This is a genomic window from Streptomyces sp. NPDC024632, from assembly GCF_055559175.1.
On sequence record NZ_JBVHLD010000002.1, the window covers coordinates 652,756 to 673,804 of the forward strand.

The window sequence follows — 21,049 nt, forward strand, 5'->3', positions numbered from 1 at the left end:
CCGGCGGCCCCCGCCCCCTGCCCGCCGCTGCCACTTGTCCCGATTCGGTGTCCTGTAACGGCGCTTTGTGGGGCCCGAGTTGCGCGCGGGGTCCTCCGCCAGGTATCCACAAGCGGTGATGCTGCGGGGGAAGGTGACACCATGGCCATGGCTGGACTGACGGCTGCCTGGAAGCGGTCCGCGCCGGGACGGCTGTGGAAGCAGGCCACCCACATAGAGTTGATGCACCGTTCGATGGGCTTCGCCGCGCTCGGCTTCGTCACGCTGATGCCGCTGCTGGTCGTGGTCGCCGCCGCGACGCCGTGGGAGAACCGGCCCGGCTTCGCCCAGTGGGTCGTCGACGGCATGGGCCTGAACGCGGACGGTTCGCACAGCGTCCGCAGCCTGTTCGCGGCGCCGCGCAACATCCTGAGCGCCACCAGCGCGTGGAGCCTGGCCTCGCTCGCCTACTTCGGCCTCACCTTCGTGGCGAGCGTCGAGACCGGCTACCGCAAAATCTGGGACCTGCCGTCCGGGCCCTGGCACCGCGACGTGCGGCGCGCGGTGTGGCTCGCGGTGCTCACCGCCTATCTGTTCTGCGAGTCGCAGAGCGCCGCGCTCATGGGCAGCGGGCTGCTGCGCGGCGGCGTACGCATCGTCCTCACCTTCGTCCTCGGTGTCGTCTTCTTCGCCTGGGGCCAGCGCTTCCTGCTCGGCGGCGGCGTGGACGTCCGCACCGCCCTGCCCGGCGCCGTGTTCACCATGCTCGGCCTCGCGGGCCTCCGGCTCTTCTCGCACCTCTTCTTCGCCCCGATGATCGTCTCCAACGCCGTCACGTACGGCCCCGTCGGGACCGTGCTCACCGTCGTCACCTGGCTGGTCGGCGTCGGCTTCGTCGTCTTCGGCGGCGCGCTGCTCGGACGGCATGTGCGGGACGGGCGGATGCTGCGGCAGGGCGGCGAGATTCCCCGGCCGCAGCGGCCGGAAGGGTGGTACGAGGAGCCGAAGGAGACGGCGCCCGGTGTGCTGTGGCGGTCGGACGGGTCGGGCGGGACGATCGACTGAGGCGGGGTCGGGGGCCGGGGGGCCCGGGGGGCCTTGGGGGGAGCTTGGACGGGACCCCTCGCACGGGGTCTTGGGCGGGGCCTTTTGCGCGGGGCCTCGCGCGGGCCCCTGGAGGGGGCTCAGCTCGCCGCTGTGGCCGTCTCTCCGAGGAGCGGTGCCGGCGGGACGGCGTCCCGTGCGGCGGTGCGCAGGGCGGCGCTGCGGGCGCCGTCGATGCCGGTGAGGACGCGTACGGGCTCGGGGAGCGGCGCCGCGGGTTCCAAAAGCGCCGCCGGTTCCAAAAGCGCCGCCGGTTCCAAAAGCGCCGCGGGCTCCAGAGGCGGTGCGGGCTCCGGGAGTTGGATGGCCGCCGCCATCTCCGTCGCGCTCTCCGTGATCGCGATCCGCCCGCCGAGCCGTGGCGCCGGAAGCGCGCCCGCGTCACCGCGCAGCAGCAGCCGTACCGCCGACCACGGCAGGTTCACCCCGGTGAAGGCGGTCTGGAAAATGCCCGCCGAGGCACGGGGGTTGGCCTCAAGAAGCACCGGCCGGCCCATGCGGTACCGGAGTTGGACGTTGGACAGATACGCGAGCCGGAAGTGCCCGACCAGCCGCCGCGCGATGGCGACCAGCGCGGGATCGTCCAACAGCAGCCGGTAACGCCCCTGCTTGGAGCGGGCGATGCCGGTGAGCATGGCGCCGCCCGGAGCCGACAGGCAGTCCACGCTGACCTCGGGCCCGTCCAGATACGGCATCACCAGGAATTCCGGTACGGCCTCGCCCTCGTCCGCCGCCCGCTTCAGCGCGCCCGCCACCGAGGCCACCGACGCCAGCGGTACGGGCGCGGCCAGCAGGTCCTTGAGCCGCAGCGGCCGGTCCTCCAGGATGCGGAAGCCGAACGCCGAGAACTCACCGGCGGGTTTGACGCAAATCCGTTCCCCGGTCTCCCCCAACTCCCCGACCGCCGCCCGGAACCCCTCGGCGTCCGACACCACGCGCCACGGCGGCACCGGCACCCCGGCCGCCCGCGCGGCCTCGTACGTACGGCCCTTGCTCGTCAGCACGTCGACCGCCTCGGGCGGTGAACACATCAGGCGCGTGCCGACCGCCGCGAATTCCTCCGCCCGCCCGGCGAGCGCCGCCAGCCGTCTGGGCGGGATGAGCACGTCGATCGCGTGCCGCCGGCAGAATTCGACCGCGAAGGCGGCGTATTCGTCGTCGCCGACGTACCGCGGCTCCGACTCCCCCACATCGCACGCCGCGAGCGCCGGCGCGTCCCGCAGCACATTGGTCCCGTAGATCCGTACGTCCACCGCGTCCGGGTTGTCGCGCAGCATCCCCATCACCTGGGTCGTGGCCACCCCCGCGCTGCTGAGCCATATCCGAAGTGCTATCGCGATACTCCTTCGCCCTCCGTGCGAACCCCCCAGAGCCCGCCGTCCGACCATGCGGGCGCGAGCCGCCGACGGCCCTGGAACCCCGAGGCCGCGCGCCTTTCCCCGATCATGTGTGAGCGCACCTTAACCCCGGACTGTGACGCCCACATTTCCCACCCGCTTCAACTCGCCAACATCACCGGCCGGGACGGCGGCGCGCCGTCGCTCACCAGGCCGTGGCGAGCCAGGCGGTGACGGCCGCGAGGGCGATGAGGGCGATGTTGAGGCCGGTGACCCTGGCCTCGCCGCGGGAGAGGTGGACGGCGGTGGCCAGCACCTGGAGGACGAGGAAGCCGAGCGCGGCGACCAGCGCGAGGACGGGGGCGACGCCGGTGAGCGGCGGGAGCAGCAGCCCTGCGGCGCCCAGGATCTCGACGGCGCCGACGGCGCGGACCGCGGGCATCGGGACGGTGTCGACCCAGCCCATCATGGGCGCGAGCCGCTCCTTGCTCTGCGCGGTCTTCTTGCCGCCCGCGTAGAGGTAGAAGACCGCGAGCAGCCCGGCCAGGATCCAGTAGGCGGTCTCCATGGGTGCGTCCTCCGTCATGGTTACGACTTGTAAGTAAGCACATGATCGGTGACTATGGAGGCGCTTACAAAAGGCACATGGGTGTGCCTTACGCACACGGACCGGCCGCGGTGCCGGCTGTTGTACGACGGTCTGTGTGCTCCGGGCTTGTGCTGTGGGCTTGCGCTGTGGGCTTGTGCTGTGTGACCACGCGACGGGGGGCGCCGATGTCGAAGTACCGCCACTCCTGCCTCATCCGCGGCGACGGCGGCCGTGCGATCCGGGGCATCCTCGACCGTGTCGGCGACAAGTGGACGCTGCTGGTCGTCGCCACCCTCGACGGCGAGCGCCTGCGCTTCACCGAGCTCCAGCAGCGCGTCCCCGGCATCTCCCAGCGCATGCTCACCCGCACCCTGCGCCACCTCGAACGCGACGGGCTGGTCTCCCGCACCGTCTACGCCGAGGTCCCGCCCCGCGTCGAGTACGAGCTGACCCCGCGGGGCCGCACGCTCATCGCCCCCGCCGTGGCCCTGGCCGAGTGGGCGGTCGACAACAATCCGGCGATCGAACAGAGCCAGGCCACGTACGACGCCGCTGCCCGCCAACCCTGAGGACGGTTCCGCATGAAGCGTGCTTACGACGACGAACGGCTCGCCCGCTCCTACGAGTCGGGCAACGAGATGCCCGACGATGCCCTGCGCGCGTGGGTCGGCCTGATCGGCTCCTACGTCGACCGCCCGGCGCCCGACGTGCTCGAAGTCGGTTCGGGGACCGGGATGTTCGCGGCGGCGATGGCCCGGTGGATCGACGGCGCGAGCGTCCTGGGTGTGGACGCCTCCGAGGCCATGCTGTCCGAGGCCCGGCGGCACCACCCGCACCCGTCGGTGCGGTACGCGCACGGCACCGCCGAAGCGCTGCCCGCCGCCGACGACGCCTTCGACCTCGCCCTGCTCTCCCGGGTGATCCACCACTTCCCCGACCGCACCGCCGCCGCCCGCGAACTCGCCCGCGTCCTGCGCCCCGGCGGCTCGGTCGTCGTCCGCACCACGTTCAAGGAGCGCCTGGACGCCGTCGTCTACGACTACTGGCCTCCCCTGCGCGCCACCGACGCCCTCCGCTTCCCCGCCGAGGACGACGTCACGGCCGAATTCACCGCCGCTGGCTTCGACTTGCGCGAGATCCGCTCCTTCGTCCAGCCCGTGACCCGCAGCCTGCGCGACTACCACGCCCGTATGACGACCCAACCCCAGTCGAAATTCGCCCACTTGACGCCGACTCAGTTCGCGTCCGGCCTCGAACGACTGGCCGCGGCGGCGGACCGCGAGCCGTACGACGCGCCGGCCCCGGTCGACGAGCGTTACGACGTGGCCGTCTTCACGCTCCGGTGAGCGCGGGCCGGGTGGGGGACGTCGCATGCGTGACCGCGTAGGCGTGACGTCGCATGAGTGAACTGGTGGACCGGGTCGACGAGCAGGACCGCGTCCTGGCCGTCGTCGACCGGGCGGAGGCGATCCGTGAGGGCTGGCTGCACCGCGTCGCCACCATCGTGTGCCGCGACCCGGCCGGGCGCTTCCTCGTGCACCGCCGCCCGCGGGACTCCTCGCGGTTCCCCGGCCAGTACAACTGGCTCCTCGGCGGCGCCGCCGACGTCGGCGAGTCGTACGAACAGGCCGCGGCCCGCGAGCTGTTGGAGGAGCTGGGCGTGCGGGCCGCGCCCCGCTTCGTCCTCAAGTTCCGCTGTGCCGGGGCCATCAGCCCCTACTGGCTCGGCCTCCACGAGACCGTCGTCACCACGGCGATCCGGCCCGACCCGTACGAAGTCCCCTGGCACACCTGGCTGACCGCTTCCGAGCTCGAATCCCTCGCCGAGGGCCCGGAGTTCGTGCCCGACGGACGCGAGGCGTTCATCCGCTACCGCGCCGTGGGCGGCGGAACGCCTGGCATGTGACGCCTCCCGTACGACGACGGTTTCCCCCCAATTCCCGCCAACGCCCCCTGCCCCCCGCCCCCGTCCCTGGGGCGACATCCCCCACACCCTCCACCGCGGCCCCCATCCCCTTCTCCCTCTTCCACCCCTAATCCCCGAGGCGCGAGGCCCCGAGCCCCGCCCCTCACCGAGGACGGCCGAGTGATCGGCGTCGTGTGGCCCGCCGGAGTGGCCCGCGAAGGCTGAGGTCAGCGTGATCATTCGTCTTCTTCACCTGCGGCCGCGTCTCCGCGCAGAAAGCACGACGCAGAGTCGGCGCGGGGTGCGAGAGCCGCCAGGAATCGCTCGCGCAGGCGGCGCCGGAGCATGCCTGCCGCCTGATCCGGTGCGACCAGTCGAGCTTCGGCGAGTTCGTCGTCATGTGGCCGCAGGAAAGCCGCTTCCTCGCGGCCGAGCGTGCCGCCGTCGAAGATGAAGGCGAGGTGATCGTCCCAAGGGCCGTGCGGGGGAACCCAGTCGACGACGAGAAGGCCGTGGAGCGTGACGTCGAGGCCCAGTTCCTCCCTCAGCTCACGGCGGGCCGCGTCGTCAGGGGCTTCGTTCGCCTCGGCCATCCCGCCCGGGAGGTCCCAACCCGGCTTGTAGGTGGGCTTCACGAGCAGGACCCGGCCTTCCTCATCGCGCAGGAGAACGTCGGCGGAGACCCGTTTACGGGCCTGCGTGGCATTGCCCTCGGCGAGATAGGCGTTCCAGGCTTCGGGGTCGGCGGGGCTCGGCTTCATGGGGGCGGTCCCTCCGCAGGGTGCGCGAGTGAGGTCGGCGACTGTTGCTTACCCCTGCCCTCCGAAGTGCCACAGGGGTGGCGTGTAGTTCGCCGGGCGGGTGGAGATCAGGAGCGCGCGCAGGTCGCGGCGTTGGGTGCCGGGCAGTCCGAGGGCTTCGGTGAGGCGGCGGAAGGTCGTATGAGTGATGCCCTGGGTCCGGGCCGCTGCCGCGATGTGGGCGACGCGGGCCAGGACGGCGGCATCGTCGAACGCCACGGACGTCCGGTCGGAGAGCCGTTGGGCCTTGGCGCGCTCGTAGTCGATCTCCGAGAAGCCGCAGACCTCGCGGCTGTGCCGCTCGGCTTCAGCCAGGCTCGTCGTGGTGCGGACCGCGCGAGCCAGTGCGTTGCGCTCGGCCGCCTTCCTCAAGTCGGCCTCGTAGACGGCCGGTCCCTCGTCGGTGAGCGGGACGGGGAGTCCGGAGTCCCGGATTTCGCAGAGGCCGCGAATGCCTCGGGCTGTGGCGGCCAGCATCGCGGTGGCCTCGGAGGGATGCCACTCCAGGACGGCGCTGACGGGCTCGACCTGCTCGGCCGTAAGCGTATGAACGCGAGAGCCCAGGCGATCGCGCAGGACATCGGCCGGGATCTCGCCGTCGAGACCGGGTCCGGCCACCAACAGGCGGATCGGCACGTCGGCCCGAGCGCAGGCTGCGAGAGAGAGCGCGTCCCCGAGCGGACTCTTCAACCCGGTCTCGTCACCGCGCGCGAGGATGTCGCCCCCGACGTCCAGGAGATCGACGGTCGACGGTGAGAACTCCGCGATCAGCTCGTCCAGTTGACGTGTCATGCCCTCGACGCCGTGATGCGGGTCCAAGAGAGCGAACGTGTAGGTCAGCTCCGCCGCGAGCCGCGGCAGCGTGGAACCGGCGGGCGCGACGGGCCTGGCGTCGGCGGGAACCGCCCGGACGCTGTGCGTAAGCCGCCGAAGGCCCCTGAAATCCGCCGCCCCGCGGGGCCCCGGCACGGGATCGACGATCAGACGGTCCCACGCGTACGTGAGGATCACGGCAGGCTCGTCACCTCCATAGAGGGCGGCGTTCACCACCGCGGCGGCGACCGCGTCGCCCCCGCCGCCGGCTGCCACGATCAAGCGCGTCATGCGGCCAGCGTACGAGCCTCGGAGGTTGGCCACTCACCTATAGTGGCCAGAGGTAATAGCCACTTGTGAACAAGAGGAGGCGTGATGCCGCAGATCGAGGAGGCTCAGCCGAAGTACCTCCAGATCGCGCACCACATCCGCGACCAGATCTTGCGCGGCGACTTGCGGCCCGGAGACGAGGTTCCCTCGGAACGGCAGCTCGCGGCCTCGTGGAACGTGTCCCGCCCAACAGCCGCCCGCTCGCTGGAAGCGTTGAGCAGTCAGGGTCTGGTCGAGAAGCGGCAGGGTTCGGGCACGTACGTGCGGGGTCTCGAAGTCAACCGGCGGGCGCGGGAGTTGTACGGACGGGCGCGTCAGACCGGGCACATCTACACACCCGGCGAATACGCCGTGATCACCATGGCCGCGTGGTCGCAGGCCCCGGATCATGTCGCGACGGCGCTGGGGCTGACGAACGACCGCAGAGTCGTCCAGCGTCGGCGCGTGACCAACAACGAGACCGGGCCGATCACGCTGTCCACGTCCTGGTTCGCGGCCGACGTCGGGCAGCAGGCCCCGAAGCTCCTGAATCCGGAACGCATCCGGGAAGGAACGCTCCTGTACGTCGAGCGCGCTACGGGTCGGCGGGGAAGCTACGCGGAGGACCGGATGTGCGCCCGCGCGGCGACGGACGAGGAGGCCGCGGACCTGGGACTGGAGGCGGCGTCGGCGGTTCTCGTCGTACATCACGTCGTCTATGACGCACAGGACCGGCCCTTGGAGTTCGCCGAGGCCACGTACCCGCCCGACCGGTGGGCGTTCGAGCAGGGCTACGAACTGACCTGACGTACGGCACCGTGTGTGCCGATCCGCTTGCGCACCGCAAGTGGCTAATGCCACTATCCACTAAGTGGCTAAGGCCACTTGTGCGGAACTCGCGCCGAGCGCCGCCTTGGCCGAATCGGCATGCGTAAAGGAGCACACCCGATGAATGACGTCACAGCTGATCCCCACGGCTCCGACACAAGCCCGGAGCCGAACGGGACGATGACGCTCTATCCCGTCCCGGAGTCCGTGGGTCGGGCGCGTCGTTGGTTCCGGCACTTCGTCGAACCCCACGGACTCGCGTGTTCCGTTGACGACTGCGTTCTGATGATCTCGGAGCTGGTCACCAACGCGGTCCTCTACGGCGAGTCAGAAGACGCATGGCGTGTACGAATCGAGTGGTGGCGCGAGAGGACAGACCTTCGCGTCGAGGTGCACAACCCGGGATCGCCCTTCAAGGTGCAGTTGCTCAAGCGCCCGGCGATTCTGGAGGATTCGGAGCATGGCCGCGGCCTGTGGCTGGTGGACGCCCTGTCGGATTCCTGGCAGGTGAGGCCAAGTCAGTACGGCGGAACAGCCGTTTCGTTCACCATGGCCGACGCCTGGCCGTCCGAGGGCGCGGCCGTGACCGAGCCACGCTCCTCCGCATCACCGGGAGCCGTGGGCGAGCCTGACACCTGTGCCGGGCGCCGGCCCGCGCCGTGGACCGCGCCAGGGACGTGGACCATCGCCACCGAGGGCGGCGCCGTGGTGTCCGGGTACCTTCCCGAATGGGCCGAGGACGACCCCACCGAGGTCGGCGTGCCGCCGGATCTGCTCCCGTCGCTGCTGGCGCAGATCAACCACCGGAGCCTCTTCGAAGGCCCCATGCTGCCGCTGGCCGCCCCGGACGTATGGGACGGAGTGGAGGAAGACGCGGTCTTCGAGGGGAGCATCGACTGCGATCCGTACGACGAGGACCCCCGCCTCCGCATGCCGGTGGTCAACCTTCATGTCGCCGTCGGACGTTGGATTCCGGCCCTGGACCCGCAGGGGCTGGCCGAGGTCACCGCGAAGTTACGAGCGCACGCCGACTTCCTCGACACGAAGGTGCGCCCCGCGCTCATCGCCGCCCGCGAGGACTGGGCCGCCCACCATCCGGATTAACCGCTCGCTTACCCGTGGAGGTCGTCATGACCGCATACCCGTGCGTCAGCCAGACACCGCGCCTCGTCGCCAGTCCGTTCCTCGGCCAGTACCTGCTCGTCCAGCCCGGTCACGGGGCGGGCATACGCATCCCCGAAGTCCGTTACGAGGAGCTGCGGGGCGTCACCGCCAACGGTCGCCCACGATCGACGGCGCGGCGAACCCTCTGGCGGCCCAGGCGTACGAACACCTGCGGCCCCGGAGCGTCTTCACCGGATGCAACGCCGGTCGCACCTTTTTTCACGTCGATCCGCACGGCATCGCGTCGATCTGCAAGGTCGGCCGCGACCCGAGCGTGAACCTCATCGCCGAGGGTGTCGAAGCCCTCCCCCGGCTCGGCGCGATCGCCGAGTCCCTTCAGCTCCGCACCGGTGGCTACTCCGGCTGTACGAAGACCGGCGCGTGCCGTACGTGTCGGCCGCTGGCCAAGCTCTACCAGGAGGCGGGGGACCGCAGAGATCTCTACTGCCAACATGGAGGTTATGGATCATGACACCACCAACCGCAGCACCGGCCCCGCCGCGCGAACCGGTGATGGTCGCCATCGGCCTGCGACCGCCTGCCGAACCGAGGGGCGTCCTGCCGGTACCGCTGACCGTCGCTCCGATCGGCGACGACGAGTTCCAGATCATCGCCGACCTTGACGAAGCGGCCGAAGGAGCAGAGTGCTCGTGCTCGGCAGGCGACGATCAGCCGTACTAACCCCGGAGGAGATGCCCTGTGCCGCTCCGGTCGTACCCTGGCCGGGGCGGCACCCCCCCATTCCCCCCGCAGCCAAGGAACCGCGCGTCGTGTCCATGTCCCGTATCCCCTTCGAGCAGCTTCCCGCCGACGTCCGCCAGGCTGTCGCCGACAAGACCGGCTTCCTACGCCAGGCGGTGACCGCGCCCGGCGGCATGAACTCCGGCGTCGCCTGCGTGCTCGACACGGACAGCGGCCCCGTCTTCGTGAAGGGCATCCGGGCCGACCATCCCCAGGTCGGTGCGCAGCGCCGTGAGGCGGCGGTGGCCGCGCACCTGCCCGCCTCCTGCCCGCACCTGTACTGGCACCTGGAGCTGGACGGCTGGAGCCTCCTCGGCTACGAGGTCATCGACGGCCGCCACGCCGACTACGCGCCCGGCTCTCCCGACCTGCCGCTCGTGGAAGCGGCGCTCGCCGAACTGCAAGGGATCACCGCACCGGTGGACGTCGAGATCAAACAGGCCGTCGACCGGTGGGCGCCGTACGCGCCGCCAGGCACCGTTCAGCACTTCGACGGTGACGCGCTGCTGTACACGGACTTCGCCCCGGACAACGTCCTGATCGCCGGAGAGCGGGCGCGGCTCGTCGACTGGGCGTGGCCGACGCGCGGCGCCGCCTGGATCGACCCGGGCGCTCTGGCCCTGCGTCTCATGGAGGCTGGCCACCCGGCCGAGGCCGCGATCGAATTCGCCGCCCGCTTCCCGTCCTGGCGCAGCGCGGCGCCCGAGGCCCTCGCGGCGTTCGGCACGGCGACCGCGACTCTGTGGCGGGAGATCGCCGAGCAGGACGCCAGGCCGTGGAAAAGGGCGATGGCGCAGCACGCGACGACGCTGGCAGGCAGGCTCGCACGCGACGGTGCCCCGGCCGCTCGAAGCGGCCGGGGCACCGTGAATTCGCAGGTCAGCGCCTCGTCACGAGACCTGACCCTGTAGGCCCTGTGGGACTTGAACCCACAACCAATGGATTAAAAGTCCACTGCTCTGCCAATTGAGCTAACGGCCCGCACTGTCTTGCGAACTTGCACATTCTATCAGTTGCTCTCGACGGCCCTCATTTCCCCAGGTCAGAACGGCCGTTGAGGTGAGCATGAGGGCTTCACGCCCTCATGGAATCTCAGTCACTCTCAGTTACTCTCACTAGCTCGTGCGAGCGCCGTGCGAGCACAAGGGCCCCCGACCCGCAGGTCGGAGGCCCTTTTGCAGCGTCCCTCAAGCCCGTCCAGCGTACCGCTGACCGCCATCACGTGGCCGGTTCTTTCGGCTCCCTGCCGTCGGTCTGAGCGTCGGCAGCAACCGTCGTTTTCCTCGCCCGAGGTACGGCTGCCGCCGACCGCTCGGCCAGCTCCGCGGACCACTCGGTGAACAGTGGCATGTACGTGTCGGCGGTCAGCGTGATGGTGCTATGCCGCAGTTTGCGCTTCGCGTCCTCCAGGTCGCCGCCGCCCGCCTTTACGAGACCGGCGGCGCCGTGCCGGGTGTCCCGCAAGTTGACGGGCGGCAGTCCGGCGGCGTCACGGATGCGTACGAACTCCCGACTCACTTCGTCGGGGTGGAGCAGTGACCCGTCGAGCGCGGTCCAGATCTTTCCGGTGTCGATCCAGTCGTGACATGGTCGCCCCGCTGACCGTTCGGCACTGGCGTAGGCGTTCCAAGCGTCGCGCTCGGCGAGCTGCTGCACGCGGCGTGCACGGAGGACGGCCACGGTCTCGCGGTCGATCTTGACGATGTCCTGCGATCCGGCGGTCTTCGGCTTCGTCTCGGTCGGCACCCCGTCTTCGACGACGATTTCCTTCTCCACCGAGATCGTCTCGCCCCCCCAGTCCACGCCGGTCCACTCCTGACCTACGCCCTCACCTCGGCGCAGGCCGTGGTGAGTCGCGACGTGGTAGATGCTGTAGAGCCTGTGCGGCTCGGCCGCGTCCAGGAAATGGCCGAGCTGCGTGGGGGTCCAGACCATGACGGGGCTGGGAATCTCGCCCGTGGCCCGCCAGCGCTCGACGCGGGCCGCCGTCCAGAGCAGGCCCTGCGGCCTCCTGTGCGGCGTCAACTCGACGAATTTCGCGGGGTTGAAGGTGATCAGCTTCTGCCCGATGGCGGCGTTCAGCGCGGTCCGGAGCGTCCGGCGGATCGCGTGGAGCGACCCAAGTCCGGTCACCTTCCGGTACGGCTTCATCTCGTCGAGCTTGGCGCGCTCCTTCTCCAGCCGCTCGCGGGCAGCGGCGGGCGGCCGGCCCGGCTTGTCCCAGCGGCAGCGTGCTTCCTGCTCGCGGCGGGCGGCGTTCTCTGCGGCGACGACCTCGGCGGCCTCGGCGATGTCGGCGAAGAGCGCTTCGAGGTGCGCGACGCCGAGCCGGTCCAGGCGGATATGGCCGATGCGTGGGATCAGGTGATAGGTGACGTGGCTGCGGTAGGACGCGGTGGTGGTGCCGCGGGTCTTCTTGTTGGCGAGCCACTTCGTCAGCCACTGGGCGACGGTCATCTTGCCGTCGAGCGGGACGCCGACGCCGAGCTTCTGGGCTACGTCGGCGGGCGGCGGGATGTCGGCGCGCTCGCGGGCGATGGTGGCGAGGTAGTCGCCGATGCGCCGGAGGTCTTCTTCGTCTTCCTCGCCGAGTTCGAGGACGGACTGCACGCGGGCCAAGTCGTTGTTAGCGTCCTTGACCTTCGCGTAGCCGGTGCGGCGGAACTGCCTCCGGTGTCCCTCTTCGTTCGGCGGCAGCTCAATGGCGATCTGGTACGTCCCGTGTGACGGCTTCGCGAGCTGGGGACAGTTGTCGCCGAGTCGCTTGCCGCTGCGCCCGCCGCCCTCGCGGCACTCGCAGCGCTTCGTCACACCGCCTGCGCGCCGAGATCCGGGCATCCGGTCCCTCCTTCAGCTCGCTTCTTCGTCTGAGCTTTCACCAATATTCGCTCGCTTATCTCAGTTGGGGCGTTCCGGTTTGCAGTCTCCCATCAGTCATGCGACACCCCTATCTTCGCCAGAATCTCTGGGCGGCTCCTGTTCGATGATGCTTTGCGTCATCGCCGTAAACATCTTGAGGCCCCGTTCGCTGTGAATGCCCAGCTCCTTGGCCGCTCGCCTGATCGTGAGTTTCGGCCTCAGCGGAGCCTTGGGCACCGCACCACCGAGCGCCTTCTTGGAAGCGAGCCCGCTCTCAACCAGGAGAGTCGCCAGCTTGATCCCGAGGGCGTTTGCCAGAGATTCGAAAACCTTCGGGTCGGGGATCGTCTTGCCCGCAAGCATGCGGCTGACGCTCGGCTCGGACATGCCGGCGGCAGCGGCAAGGTCGCGCTTCCCTCCACCTCGGGGCGAGTCGATGTCGTAGCCCGCTGATCGGGCGGCCTCGGAAGTGACCCGGCCGAACCTCTCGGCCCGGTCTGCCCGAGTGGGGCCGGGGTCGTCGTCAGTCATCCTTCCACGGTAGCAAGCATGCAAGTACGTGCGCGAGAGCATGCACGCTACGCAGGGCGGTTTTCAGTCGTGCGCCGGGCGCACTCGCGAGTCTTAGCTTCCTTGCAAGCACGTTGCGTCGATGTTAGTTTCTTGCTCGCAGGCACGATCAAGATGCTTGCAAGCAAGGAGACACCCATGACCATGTACAGACTCCGCAGCTCACGGCTGCGCGAGGCGGCGAGCGCCCACGGCGACGCCACCAGCTACGCCATCGCCAAGCGGACCGGCCTGGCTCAGTCGACGCTGTCGCGGCTCCACAACGGGAAATCCAAGCCTTCGGTGAAATCGCTGCTGACGCTCGCGGACACCTACGGGGTGCCCTTCGCCGAGCTGATCGAGCAGGAGTCGGCATGACGGCCACGACCGAGGAACGGCAGACCCTCACCCTCGACGAGATCCGGGCACTGCCCGCCGTCTGCCCCGCCCAGGACACCGTCTGCGCCGTCTGGGGCATCTCGACCGCGACTTTTTTTCGGCTCCTCGCCGAGGACGGTCTGCCTGTGCCGACCTTCACGATCGGCCGCTCCCGCCGGGTCTACCGCGCGGCCATCCTGCGCGCCATCGGCGAGGACACCAACGACGGCGCCGGGGCTGCCACCCCGACGCCGCCTGCCGAGACGCACACCAGCACCAGCTCTGACCAGTAGAAGGAAGCACGTCCTATGAGTAATTCCACCATGGCGCCGCCTGCGTCGACCACTGCCGCGAGCCTTCCTCAGGCCGCCGGTACTGCGGCAGGGGGTGCCTGATGCCGAGGATCACTTACGTCCCGAAGACCTTCAGCTCCGCGCACCAGGACTTGATCCAGACGGCCGAGACGATCTGCCGGGACTACGCCGCGCAGGGCTACGACCTCACGCTGCGGCAGCTCTACTACCAGTTCGTCGCCCGCGGCTACATCGCCAACAAGCAGACCGAGTACAAGCGGCTCGGCTCCGTCATCAACGATGCCCGCCTGGCTGGCCTGCTCGACTGGAACTACATCGTCGACCGCACTCGGAACCTGCGCGGCCTGTCCCACTGGGACAACCCCGAGTCGGTGATCCAGTCGGCCGCGTACGGGTACCGCACCGAGCGGTGGGCGGACCAGCCGTACCGGGTCGAGGTGTGGATCGAGAAGGACGCCCTGGTCGGGGTGATCACCGGGGTCTGCCAGCGCAACGACGTCAACTACTTCTCCTGCCGCGGCTACACGTCGCAGTCCGAGGTGTGGGGCGCGGCCCGGCGGCTGGCCGGATACGAGGCGTGCGGGCAGAAGACCCTCGTCATCCACCTCGGCGACCACGACCCGTCCGGCGTCGACATGACCCGCGACATCACCGACCGCCTGGCCCTGTTCGGCGCCGACACCGAGATCCGCCGGGTCGCGCTGAACATGCCGCAGGTCGAGGAGCACCGGCCGCCGCCGAACCCGGCGAAGATCACCGACTCGCGGGCCCGCGGGTACATCGCCGAGCACGGCCAAAGCAGTTGGGAACTCGACGCCCTTGAGCCGTCGCTCCTGGACCGGCTGATCGAGGACGAGATCTTGTCCGTCCGTGACGCCGACGCCTGGGCGGCCTCGACCGAGGCCATGGATGCCGAGCGCGCGCTGCTCGACGCTGTCGCCGACCGCTGGACCGAGGTCCAGGCCCTGATCGGCGGTGCGGCGTGATGGCCGCGCTGTGGGTCGCCGCCGTCATCGTGCTGCTGTTCTTCGCGATCGGCCTCGACGACCGGCGCGAGCGCCGTGAGCAGGCCCGCGCCGAGCTGGAGCGCGCGCGCCGTAGGCACCCGTCCGTGGCGGCCGGTGCCGTCGACGAGGCCCATCGGCACCTGCTCAGCAGCATCCCGCGCCCGCGGTCCGGGGAGAACCGGTGACCGGCGCGAGCCCGGCCCAAGTGGCCGCATACGACCAGGCCCTTGCCACCGCCCGAGACCTCGCGGCCAGAGGCAAAACTGTCATCCTCGCCGACGCGCCCACCGGCGCCCAGTGCTCCTGGTGCGACTGCCCGGACAGCGAGCACGTCGACGAGACGTACCGGTGCGGCGGCTGCCCGGCCATGGCCGACGCGATCCTTCGCGTCCTGCCCGAGCGCCCCGAGCGCAAGGCGTTGCCGGTCTGTGCCCCGCACTTCACCGACGCCATGCGGCTGCTCACCACCGTCCTCCTGGGCTCCCTGCCGCCCGAATAACAGGCCCGCGCGTCACGGACCACCGCCAGCACGACCCCAAGGACATCCGTGAACCCCACTGACGCGTCGCCCAACCTGCGGGCCGCCGCCGCCGAGCTTGATGCGGCCGGTCTCTGCGTCCTTCCCATCAAGGCGGACGGCAGCAAAGCCCCTGCCGTGTCCTGGATGCAGTACAAGGTCACCCGCACCACTCCTGAACAGCACGACTCGTGGTTCAACGACGACCGTCCACGCGGTATCGCGGTCGTCTACGGCGCCGTCTCGGGCGCCGTAGAGCTGATCGAGTTCGAGGGCCTCGCCATCCGCGAAGGGCTCCTCGACGAGGTCACCGAGATCATGACCGCCTCCGGCCTCGCCGAGCCGTGGACCGCCATCCAGAACGGCTGGGTGACCGAATCGCCCAGCGGTGGCCGGCACTACCGGGTGCGGCTCGACGGCGCCGCCGTGCCGCCGAACCGCAAGCTGGCGTCACGGCTGGCGGCCGAGGACGAGTACAGCGACGAGGAGCGCCAGCGCGTCGCAGAGAAGCCCGGCTCCAAGATCGTGCGCGTCCTCATCGAGACGCGCGGTGAGGGCGGCTACGGACTCGTCGAGCCGTCCGGCGGCAGCGTCCACGCCTCCGGCCGCCCGTACGTCCGGCTCGCCGGATCTCCGGCCACCATCCCCGTCCTCGACGGCGACGTCATGGACGCCATCCGGAGCGTGTGCCGGATGGTCTGCAAGCTGCCCGCAGTGGAGACGGCACGGACCGCGCCGCGGCAAGCTTCCCCGAGGCCCGACGGCGCACTGCGTCCCGGCGACGACTTCGATACCCGCGCCAGTTGGGCGGAGATTCTCCGCGGCACCTTCCGACCAGTTGGCACACGTGGCGGCGAAACGTACTGGGGCTGGGCGGACGGCGTTGGAGGCGTCAAGGCCACCACCGGCCGCGACGAACACGACCGCTTGTTCGTGTTCGCAACCGGGTCCGACTTCACTCCCGAGGTGCCGTACACCAAGTTTGGCGCCTACTCCCTGCTCGAACACGGCGGGGACCACAGGGCAGCAGCGCGGGCACTGGCCCACCTCGGGTACGGAAGTCGACGGCTGTCCTCCGTAAGTACAGGCCCGCGGGCGGAACCGGCCACGCGGCAGCCGGACGCTGAGCCGGAGATCGACGCGTCTGCGGAAGTAACGCCGTCACCCGACGACGAGGACGACGAGCAGGGGTTCAGCTACTCCCGCGCGTTCGACCTGCCCCGCTCGGTCTGCACTCCGTACGGGTACCGCGTCACCGGCATGGGCGTCGAGGTGCTCAGCCAGAGCGGCGAGAGCTGGAACCGGGTGACGTTCGCTCCTCTCGCTGTGACCGCGACGTTCGAGGACCCCGAGGGCGACCAGTACGTCGAGCTGTCGTGGATCGACAGGAGTCTCGGCCACCCCCGCCGCATCTCGCGGATCGTCAGCCGCGAGACTGCCAAGCGCGGCCGAAAGTTGATCGAGACTCTCGGCTCTGCCGGGCTGCCCGCCGTCGAGGGCGACGCAAGGGCTGTCGAGAAGTGGCTCGCCGAGTTCGAGGCGGCGAACGTCCACCGCATCCCGTCCGAGCAACTGGCCCGCTGGCTGGGCTGGCAGGACGACGGCACGTTCGTCTCGTCCCCCGAGGATGGCATCAAGGTCGACGTGGCGTTCGAGGAGCAGCGCGGCCCGGCCCGCGCGCACGCCCCGAAGGGCAGCCTCGACGCCTGGAAAGAGACCATCGCCCAGCTCGCCGAGTTCCCGGTCCCGCGCGTCGCGGTGGCCGCCGCTCTTGCCGCCCCGCTGCTGCGGCCTCTGGGCCTCAACTCGTTCACGCTGGATATCTCCAGCCGGTCTACCAAGGGCAAGACGACTGCCCTTCAGTGCGCGCTCAGCGTGTGGGCAGACCCGTCCGAGCACGCGAGCGCGCTGTCCAACTGGCGCACCACGCTGTACGCCATCGAGAAGCGCCTCAACCTCGTCCGCGGCCTGGTGACCGTCTTCGACGAGACCATGGCGGTCACCGACGACAGCCTCATTGATGAGGTGCTGTACCAGCTGCCGATGAACCACGGGAAGGCGCGCAGCGGGGGCACGTTCGGCAACATGCTGCCCTGGGAGACGATCCTCCTGTCCTCCGGCGAGCGGCCCGCCCTGTCCTTCACGACCAGCCAGGGCGCCGCAGCCCGCATCCTCGGCACCACCATCGCGCCCTTCGGCGACGGCGGCGGCCCGGCCGCCGCAGCGGCCCGCGAGGGCGTCCTGGCCAACCACGGCCACGCCGGACCCGAGTTCATCCGCTACATCCTCAGCGGTCTCGCCCAGCCCAACGGGCAGGACGCCCTCCGCCAGCGACACCGCCAGCTCGTCGAAGAGTTCCGCGGCGGCGGCGACATGACCAACCGCCGAGCGCCGATGGTCGCCGCCCTCGTCCTCGCGGAGACCCTCGCGTCCGGGATCGGACTGCTGCCCTACGAACCGCTCGCCTTCGATGTATGGCGCGGCCTGTTCACCGCCCACAACCCCACTGACAACCGGCCGGAGATGGCCCTCGACGTCCTGCGCGAGTACGTGGCGGGCCACGCGCACGAGCTGTACTCGACCTCGCGGACGTACATGGCTCCCGAGCAGCGTCCGCCGTACGCCGGGTGGCTGGGCGTGATGGCCAGCGACGGCGGCGTCATCAAGGTGTCGCTACTGCCTGAGCGCGTCCGCAAGATCCTCGCCGAGGCCGGCTACTCCCTGGACGCGGTAGTCGGCAGCTGGGTCGACGCGGGCTATCTGGAGACGCTCAAGAGCCAGCGGCCCGCCCATCTGGTTCCCCGCCGGTTCGACGGCGCTCGCGCCAAGTGCCTCGCCTTCACCCCGGCGGGCATCAACTTCGGCGACCAGGACGAGGCGGCATGAGCGCCGCCAGCACGGTGGTACGCAGCGATTGCGTACCACCCAAGACGGCCAGTAACCCCAGCTCAGAGGGGTTCTTCCGGTCTCAGCGGGGCCGGTACGCACCTGCCTGGAATTGGCACCGATCGGGTGTGGGTGCGCGTGCGTGCGCACCCGAGCGCGAGCGCGCCTGTGCGCGCACATGCACACCCCTGTCTTTCTGCGTACCTGCGTACCACTCCCTTCTTAGAGAGAGATAACCGCAGGTCATCTGCCCTTTCACCCCGGTACGCAGCCGGTACGCAGCCGGTACGCACTGCGTACCTCCCTCTCTCCTCCTTCGTCCTCAAGCGAGGTGACCCCTTGTCCGATACCGAGACCTTCGCGCCCCGGCCGTACCAGGCCGAGGCCATCCAATCCGTACTCACGGGCTGGGCCGAGCAGACGAACCGGCTCGCCGTCGTACTCCCGACCGGCGCCGGAAAGACCGTGGTCTTCGCCAACCTGATCGCCGCCCGCGACACCGCCGGGGACCTGCCCGGCCGCGTCCTGGTCATCGCCCACCGCGAAGAGCTGATCCAGCAGGCCGCCGACAAGATCCGGGCCGTCGTGCCCGGCCGTACGGTCGGCATCGTCAAGGCCAGCCGTGACGAGCACTACGCCGACGTCATCGTGGCCAGCGTGCAGACCCTCGCGGTCGAGCGGCGCCGCCGCCGCATCGACGGCGTCAGCATGATCATCGTGGACGAGTGCCACCACGCTGCCGCACAGACCTACCGCGACGTGCTGCGGCACTTCGGTGCCTGGGACGGCGTACCCACCGTGGGCTTCACTGCGACCCTCACCCGCACAGACGGCGGCCTGGCCGACATCTGGACCGAGGTCGTCTACCGCATGGACACCCTCGACCTGATCGAGGCCGGGCACCTGGTCGACGTCGTCGGGAAGCGGGTCGTGGTCGACGGCCTCGACCTCGACCGCGTCAAGACGGCCGCGGGCGACCTCGTCGGCGGGCAGCTCGGCCAGGCCCTGGAGGACTCCAACGCGGCCGCCGTCGTCGCTGAGGCGTACCGCACGCTCGCCGCCGACCGCCCCGGCGTCGTCTTCACCCCGACCGTCAACTCCGCCCGCGTCATGGCCGAGGTGATGACGCAGGCCGGGATCGCCACCGGGGTCGTGTACGGCGACATGCCCGTCGAGGACCGCCGCGCCGCCCTCGCCCGGTACAAGGCGGGCGACCTCCAGGTGCTCGCCAACTGCATGCTGCTGACCGAGGGGTTCGACGCGCCGCACACCTCGTGCGCCGTGATCGCCCGCCCGACCAAGTCCCCCGGCCTCTACGTGCAGATGGCCGGCCGCGCGCTGCGGCTGCACCCCGGCAAGACCGACGCCCTGATCCTCGATGTCGTCGGTGCGAGCACGCGCCACAAGCTCGCCTCGCTCGTCGACCTGTCCGAGCGGTCCATCCCGGCCCCGCGCGACGGCCAGTCGCTGACGGCTGCGGCGCGCGGGCCCGTCGAGGTGGTTGCGCCCACCGTTCGGCCGGTGCTCCGCGTCGAGGACGTCGAGATGTTCACCGCGTCGAGGGTGCGCTGGCTGCGCACCCGCAGGGGCACGTGGTTCATTCCTGCGGGCGACGTGCTGCTGTACCTGGTCGCCGACCACGTTGCGGGCGGCTACCGGCTCCGGAAGTGGGAGGGCGGCACCGAGCAGGCGCCGCCGCGCGACCAGGCATTTCACCTCGAAGAGGCTATGCACTGGATGGAGATGCACGCCCGCGCCCAGGTGCGCGGCGGAGCGCTGCTCAGCCGTCATGCGAGCTGGCGGGCCGGACACCCGAGTAGCCGTCAGCTCGGCTACTGCCGTCGCTTTCGCATCCCGATCTCGCCCGGCGCCAGCGCGGGCGACGTTTCCGACGCGATGGACATCCACCGCGCCTCAGCCATCCTCGATCGCGTCTTGGTCGGTGCCGCGTGACCGCCCGGAACGCGCGCCCGCGCGCCCTGGCGGCCGTGCTGCACGTCGACTTCGGGCGGTGCACCCGCGACGGCCGGTGGCTCTCCCAGCCGTCCGCGAGGTACGAGTGCTACCGGTGCGGCGGCACCGAGGGACCAGTCACCGGCCCCCACCCGGTCGCGTCGTTCGTCGAGCACGTCAAACGCGTGCACGCCACCCGCTGCGCCACCCCGCCCGCCGCGGACGCGGCGTGATCACCACCCTGGCCGCCGTCCTCGTCACCTGGACGGCCGCCTCGATCCCCGCAGGCGTGCTCATCGGCCGCCGACTCCGACACCAAGGAGAAGCCATGACCACCAGCGTTCCGCCGATCTTCGGCCGGGCCTTCGTCCTTCAGCGCGACCTCGACCTCACCGGGGTCAGCGGTACCGGCACCGTCGCAGACGGCGTCGAGTTCCCCGACGGCACCGTCGTCATCCGGTGGCGCGGCGAGCACGCCTCCACCGTCGTCTGGACCGACCTCGCCGACGCCGTGCACGTCCACGGACACGCGGACACCACCCGTGTGGTCTGGTCTACGAACGAGAGCAACGCCTCTCACGCGCAGCGCGCGGCTGACGCCGAGCAGCGCTTCGACGATCTGCGCGCCGAAGTCCAGCGTCAGCAGGAAGCTCACGCCAGGGGTACCGCCACCACGGGCCTCGGCGCAGACCTCAGGTGGGGTGCCGAACGGCTGCGCGCCGAGCACCGCGCGGTCTACGACGACGCCGGACAGCGCACCGCCGACGGCATCCTGCGCGCCGCCGGTCTCCTCGATGAGTGGGCTGCCACGGCGGACGCCGAACGGTCGTGAAGCGGCGCCGCTACGGGCGGCGGCAGATGTGCGGCGGCAAGGTCCGGCACACCAGCCAGACCGCCGCCCTCGACCACCGCGCCCAACTCCTGGCCCTCGGCGACACCCGACTCGCCGTCTACCCCTGCCGCCACTGCGGCACCTGGCACGTCGGCCACTACCGCAACCCCTGACCAGCACCACC

General features: G+C 70.3%; 24 protein-coding genes, 1 tRNA gene and 1 pseudogene. 19 read left to right on the forward strand and 7 right to left on the reverse strand.

Features of this window, described 5'->3' with window-relative positions; genetic code table 11:
- The first annotated feature begins 141 nt into the window (after nucleotides 1-141).
- The gene (locus tag ACZ37P_RS06225; protein WP_355336225.1) at nucleotides 142-1,044 is read left to right on the forward strand and encodes a YhjD/YihY/BrkB family envelope integrity protein; all 903 of its coding nucleotides are present in this window, start codon (nucleotides 142-144) and stop codon (nucleotides 1,042-1,044) included.
- A 119-nt stretch (nucleotides 1,045-1,163) separates the two neighbouring features.
- Here ACZ37P_RS06225 and ACZ37P_RS06230 read toward each other — a convergent pair whose 3' ends face one another.
- Both ACZ37P_RS06230 and ACZ37P_RS06235 read right to left on the reverse strand, forming a co-directional pair.
- Nucleotides 1,164-2,384, reverse strand: coding sequence for an ATP-grasp domain-containing protein (locus ACZ37P_RS06230; protein WP_467345110.1), 1,221 nt, complete (start codon nucleotides 2,382-2,384; stop codon nucleotides 1,164-1,166).
- Nucleotides 2,385-2,625: 241 nt separating this feature from the next.
- The gene (locus ACZ37P_RS06235) at nucleotides 2,626-2,988 is read right to left on the reverse strand and encodes a DoxX family protein (RefSeq protein WP_467345236.1); all 363 of its coding nucleotides are present in this window, start codon (nucleotides 2,986-2,988) and stop codon (nucleotides 2,626-2,628) included.
- A 206-nt stretch (nucleotides 2,989-3,194) separates the two neighbouring features.
- Here ACZ37P_RS06235 and ACZ37P_RS06240 point away from each other — a divergent pair, with 206 nt between their 5' ends.
- The 3 genes from ACZ37P_RS06240 to ACZ37P_RS06250 are packed head-to-tail and all read left to right on the forward strand — an operon-like array spanning nucleotide 3,195 to nucleotide 4,915.
- Nucleotides 3,195-3,578 (forward strand): winged helix-turn-helix transcriptional regulator, encoded by a 384-nt coding sequence (locus ACZ37P_RS06240; RefSeq protein ID WP_355336221.1) that lies wholly within the window; start codon nucleotides 3,195-3,197, stop codon nucleotides 3,576-3,578.
- 12 nt (nucleotides 3,579-3,590) lie between these two features.
- Nucleotides 3,591-4,355 (forward strand): class I SAM-dependent methyltransferase, encoded by a 765-nt coding sequence (locus tag ACZ37P_RS06245; protein ID WP_467345112.1) that lies wholly within the window; start codon nucleotides 3,591-3,593, stop codon nucleotides 4,353-4,355.
- Nucleotides 4,356-4,408: 53 nt separating this feature from the next.
- Nucleotides 4,409-4,915, forward strand: coding sequence for an NUDIX hydrolase (locus ACZ37P_RS06250; RefSeq protein WP_467345114.1), 507 nt, complete (start codon nucleotides 4,409-4,411; stop codon nucleotides 4,913-4,915).
- 236 nt (nucleotides 4,916-5,151) lie between these two features.
- Here the strand turns inward: ACZ37P_RS06250 and ACZ37P_RS06255 are convergent, their stop codons facing one another.
- Both ACZ37P_RS06255 and ACZ37P_RS06260 read right to left on the reverse strand, forming a co-directional pair.
- Nucleotides 5,152-5,676: an NUDIX domain-containing protein gene (locus tag ACZ37P_RS06255; RefSeq protein ID WP_467345116.1), complete on the reverse strand. Its 525-nt coding sequence runs from the start codon at nucleotides 5,674-5,676 to the stop codon at nucleotides 5,152-5,154.
- A gap of 48 nt (nucleotides 5,677-5,724) precedes the next feature.
- Nucleotides 5,725-6,819, reverse strand: coding sequence for a DUF1152 domain-containing protein (locus tag ACZ37P_RS06260; RefSeq protein WP_467345118.1), 1,095 nt, complete (start codon nucleotides 6,817-6,819; stop codon nucleotides 5,725-5,727).
- An 84-nt stretch (nucleotides 6,820-6,903) separates the two neighbouring features.
- On the opposite strand from ACZ37P_RS06260, the gene ACZ37P_RS06265 reads away from it, so the two are divergent.
- From ACZ37P_RS06265 to ACZ37P_RS06285, 5 genes and pseudogenes are all read left to right on the forward strand, one after another.
- A complete protein-coding gene (locus ACZ37P_RS06265) occupies nucleotides 6,904-7,644 on the forward strand; it encodes a GntR family transcriptional regulator (RefSeq protein WP_401309558.1) in 741 nt (246 codons plus the stop codon).
- A 201-nt stretch (nucleotides 7,645-7,845) separates the two neighbouring features.
- The gene (locus ACZ37P_RS06270; protein ID WP_467345238.1) at nucleotides 7,846-8,769 is read left to right on the forward strand and encodes an ATP-binding protein; all 924 of its coding nucleotides are present in this window, start codon (nucleotides 7,846-7,848) and stop codon (nucleotides 8,767-8,769) included.
- Between the two features lie 175 nt (nucleotides 8,770-8,944).
- Nucleotides 8,945-9,301, forward strand: a pseudogene (locus ACZ37P_RS06275) (radical SAM protein); the annotation flags it as partial.
- On the forward strand, nucleotides 9,298-9,510 hold the full coding sequence (locus ACZ37P_RS06280; protein ID WP_401716901.1) for a hypothetical protein: 213 nt from the start codon (nucleotides 9,298-9,300) through the stop codon (nucleotides 9,508-9,510). The pseudogene ACZ37P_RS06275 and the gene ACZ37P_RS06280, both read left to right, overlap by 4 nt.
- Nucleotides 9,511-9,605: 95 nt before the next feature.
- The gene (locus ACZ37P_RS06285; RefSeq protein WP_467345240.1) at nucleotides 9,606-10,481 is read left to right on the forward strand and encodes a protein kinase family protein; all 876 of its coding nucleotides are present in this window, start codon (nucleotides 9,606-9,608) and stop codon (nucleotides 10,479-10,481) included.
- On the opposite strand, the gene ACZ37P_RS06290 is transcribed toward ACZ37P_RS06285, so the two are convergent.
- The 3 genes from ACZ37P_RS06290 to ACZ37P_RS06300 form a co-directional block, all read right to left on the reverse strand.
- Nucleotides 10,479-10,551, reverse strand: a tRNA-Lys gene (locus ACZ37P_RS06290). The two genes, ACZ37P_RS06285 and ACZ37P_RS06290, sit on opposite strands and share 3 nt — an antisense overlap.
- Before the next feature lie 237 nt (nucleotides 10,552-10,788).
- On the reverse strand, nucleotides 10,789-12,408 hold the full coding sequence (locus ACZ37P_RS06295) for a site-specific integrase (protein ID WP_467345120.1): 1,620 nt from the start codon (nucleotides 12,406-12,408) through the stop codon (nucleotides 10,789-10,791).
- A gap of 96 nt (nucleotides 12,409-12,504) precedes the next feature.
- Nucleotides 12,505-12,960, reverse strand: a complete 456-nt coding sequence (locus ACZ37P_RS06300; protein WP_401850675.1) for a helix-turn-helix domain-containing protein — start codon at nucleotides 12,958-12,960, stop codon at nucleotides 12,505-12,507.
- A 177-nt stretch (nucleotides 12,961-13,137) separates the two neighbouring features.
- On the opposite strand from ACZ37P_RS06300, the gene ACZ37P_RS06305 reads away from it, so the two are divergent.
- From ACZ37P_RS06305 to ACZ37P_RS06350, 10 genes are all read left to right on the forward strand, one after another.
- Complete coding sequence (locus ACZ37P_RS06305; protein WP_401850678.1) at nucleotides 13,138-13,356, forward strand: helix-turn-helix domain-containing protein; 219 nt, start codon at nucleotides 13,138-13,140, stop codon at nucleotides 13,354-13,356.
- Nucleotides 13,353-13,649: a hypothetical protein gene (locus tag ACZ37P_RS06310; protein ID WP_467345121.1), complete on the forward strand. Its 297-nt coding sequence runs from the start codon at nucleotides 13,353-13,355 to the stop codon at nucleotides 13,647-13,649. Before ACZ37P_RS06305 ends, ACZ37P_RS06310 begins: the two co-directional genes overlap by 4 nt.
- A gap of 101 nt (nucleotides 13,650-13,750) precedes the next feature.
- Nucleotides 13,751-14,656: a hypothetical protein gene (locus tag ACZ37P_RS06315; RefSeq protein WP_467345123.1), complete on the forward strand. Its 906-nt coding sequence runs from the start codon at nucleotides 13,751-13,753 to the stop codon at nucleotides 14,654-14,656.
- Complete coding sequence (locus ACZ37P_RS06320; protein WP_467345124.1) at nucleotides 14,656-14,862, forward strand: hypothetical protein; 207 nt, start codon at nucleotides 14,656-14,658, stop codon at nucleotides 14,860-14,862. The genes ACZ37P_RS06315 and ACZ37P_RS06320 overlap by 1 nt, the downstream gene beginning before the upstream one ends.
- Nucleotides 14,859-15,176: a hypothetical protein gene (locus ACZ37P_RS06325; protein WP_401850687.1), complete on the forward strand. Its 318-nt coding sequence runs from the start codon at nucleotides 14,859-14,861 to the stop codon at nucleotides 15,174-15,176. The genes ACZ37P_RS06320 and ACZ37P_RS06325 overlap by 4 nt, the downstream gene beginning before the upstream one ends.
- A 48-nt stretch (nucleotides 15,177-15,224) precedes the next feature.
- Nucleotides 15,225-18,080, forward strand: coding sequence for a DUF927 domain-containing protein (locus tag ACZ37P_RS06330; protein WP_467345125.1), 2,856 nt, complete (start codon nucleotides 15,225-15,227; stop codon nucleotides 18,078-18,080).
- A gap of 339 nt (nucleotides 18,081-18,419) precedes the next feature.
- The gene (locus ACZ37P_RS06335; RefSeq protein ID WP_467345127.1) at nucleotides 18,420-20,033 is read left to right on the forward strand and encodes a DEAD/DEAH box helicase; all 1,614 of its coding nucleotides are present in this window, start codon (nucleotides 18,420-18,422) and stop codon (nucleotides 20,031-20,033) included.
- Complete coding sequence (locus tag ACZ37P_RS06340) at nucleotides 20,030-20,266, forward strand: hypothetical protein (RefSeq protein ID WP_467345129.1); 237 nt, start codon at nucleotides 20,030-20,032, stop codon at nucleotides 20,264-20,266. The genes ACZ37P_RS06335 and ACZ37P_RS06340 overlap by 4 nt, the downstream gene beginning before the upstream one ends.
- On the forward strand, nucleotides 20,263-20,865 hold the full coding sequence (locus tag ACZ37P_RS06345) for a hypothetical protein (protein ID WP_467345131.1): 603 nt from the start codon (nucleotides 20,263-20,265) through the stop codon (nucleotides 20,863-20,865). Before ACZ37P_RS06340 ends, ACZ37P_RS06345 begins: the two co-directional genes overlap by 4 nt.
- Nucleotides 20,862-21,038 (forward strand): hypothetical protein, encoded by a 177-nt coding sequence (locus ACZ37P_RS06350; RefSeq protein ID WP_467345132.1) that lies wholly within the window; start codon nucleotides 20,862-20,864, stop codon nucleotides 21,036-21,038. The genes ACZ37P_RS06345 and ACZ37P_RS06350 overlap by 4 nt, the downstream gene beginning before the upstream one ends.
- The last annotated feature ends 11 nt before the right edge of the window (nucleotides 21,039-21,049 follow it).

Excerpts from the sequence above, each read along its gene's own strand:
- ACZ37P_RS06225 (WP_355336225.1), top strand. The coding sequence starts at position 142 with ATGGCCATGGCTGGACTGACGGCTGCCTGGAAGCGGTCCGCGCCGGGA.
- ACZ37P_RS06235 (WP_467345236.1), bottom strand. The coding sequence starts at position 2,988 with ATGGAGACCGCCTACTGGATCCTGGCCGGGCTGCTCGCGGTCTTCTAC.
- ACZ37P_RS06240 (WP_355336221.1), top strand. The coding sequence starts at position 3,195 with ATGTCGAAGTACCGCCACTCCTGCCTCATCCGCGGCGACGGCGGCCGT.
- ACZ37P_RS06245 (WP_467345112.1), top strand. The coding sequence starts at position 3,591 with ATGAAGCGTGCTTACGACGACGAACGGCTCGCCCGCTCCTACGAGTCG.
- ACZ37P_RS06250 (WP_467345114.1), top strand. The coding sequence starts at position 4,409 with ATGAGTGAACTGGTGGACCGGGTCGACGAGCAGGACCGCGTCCTGGCC.
- ACZ37P_RS06255 (WP_467345116.1), bottom strand. The coding sequence starts at position 5,676 with ATGAAGCCGAGCCCCGCCGACCCCGAAGCCTGGAACGCCTATCTCGCC.
- ACZ37P_RS06260 (WP_467345118.1), bottom strand. The coding sequence starts at position 6,819 with ATGACGCGCTTGATCGTGGCAGCCGGCGGCGGGGGCGACGCGGTCGCC.
- ACZ37P_RS06265 (WP_401309558.1), top strand. The coding sequence starts at position 6,904 with ATGCCGCAGATCGAGGAGGCTCAGCCGAAGTACCTCCAGATCGCGCAC.
- ACZ37P_RS06270 (WP_467345238.1), top strand. The coding sequence starts at position 7,846 with ATGACGCTCTATCCCGTCCCGGAGTCCGTGGGTCGGGCGCGTCGTTGG.
- ACZ37P_RS06280 (WP_401716901.1), top strand. The coding sequence starts at position 9,298 with ATGACACCACCAACCGCAGCACCGGCCCCGCCGCGCGAACCGGTGATG.
- ACZ37P_RS06285 (WP_467345240.1), top strand. The coding sequence starts at position 9,606 with ATGTCCCGTATCCCCTTCGAGCAGCTTCCCGCCGACGTCCGCCAGGCT.
- ACZ37P_RS06295 (WP_467345120.1), bottom strand. The coding sequence starts at position 12,408 with ATGCCCGGATCTCGGCGCGCAGGCGGTGTGACGAAGCGCTGCGAGTGC.
- ACZ37P_RS06300 (WP_401850675.1), bottom strand. The coding sequence starts at position 12,960 with ATGACTGACGACGACCCCGGCCCCACTCGGGCAGACCGGGCCGAGAGG.
- ACZ37P_RS06305 (WP_401850678.1), top strand. The coding sequence starts at position 13,138 with ATGACCATGTACAGACTCCGCAGCTCACGGCTGCGCGAGGCGGCGAGC.
- ACZ37P_RS06310 (WP_467345121.1), top strand. The coding sequence starts at position 13,353 with ATGACGGCCACGACCGAGGAACGGCAGACCCTCACCCTCGACGAGATC.
- ACZ37P_RS06315 (WP_467345123.1), top strand. The coding sequence starts at position 13,751 with ATGCCGAGGATCACTTACGTCCCGAAGACCTTCAGCTCCGCGCACCAG.
- ACZ37P_RS06320 (WP_467345124.1), top strand. The coding sequence starts at position 14,656 with ATGGCCGCGCTGTGGGTCGCCGCCGTCATCGTGCTGCTGTTCTTCGCG.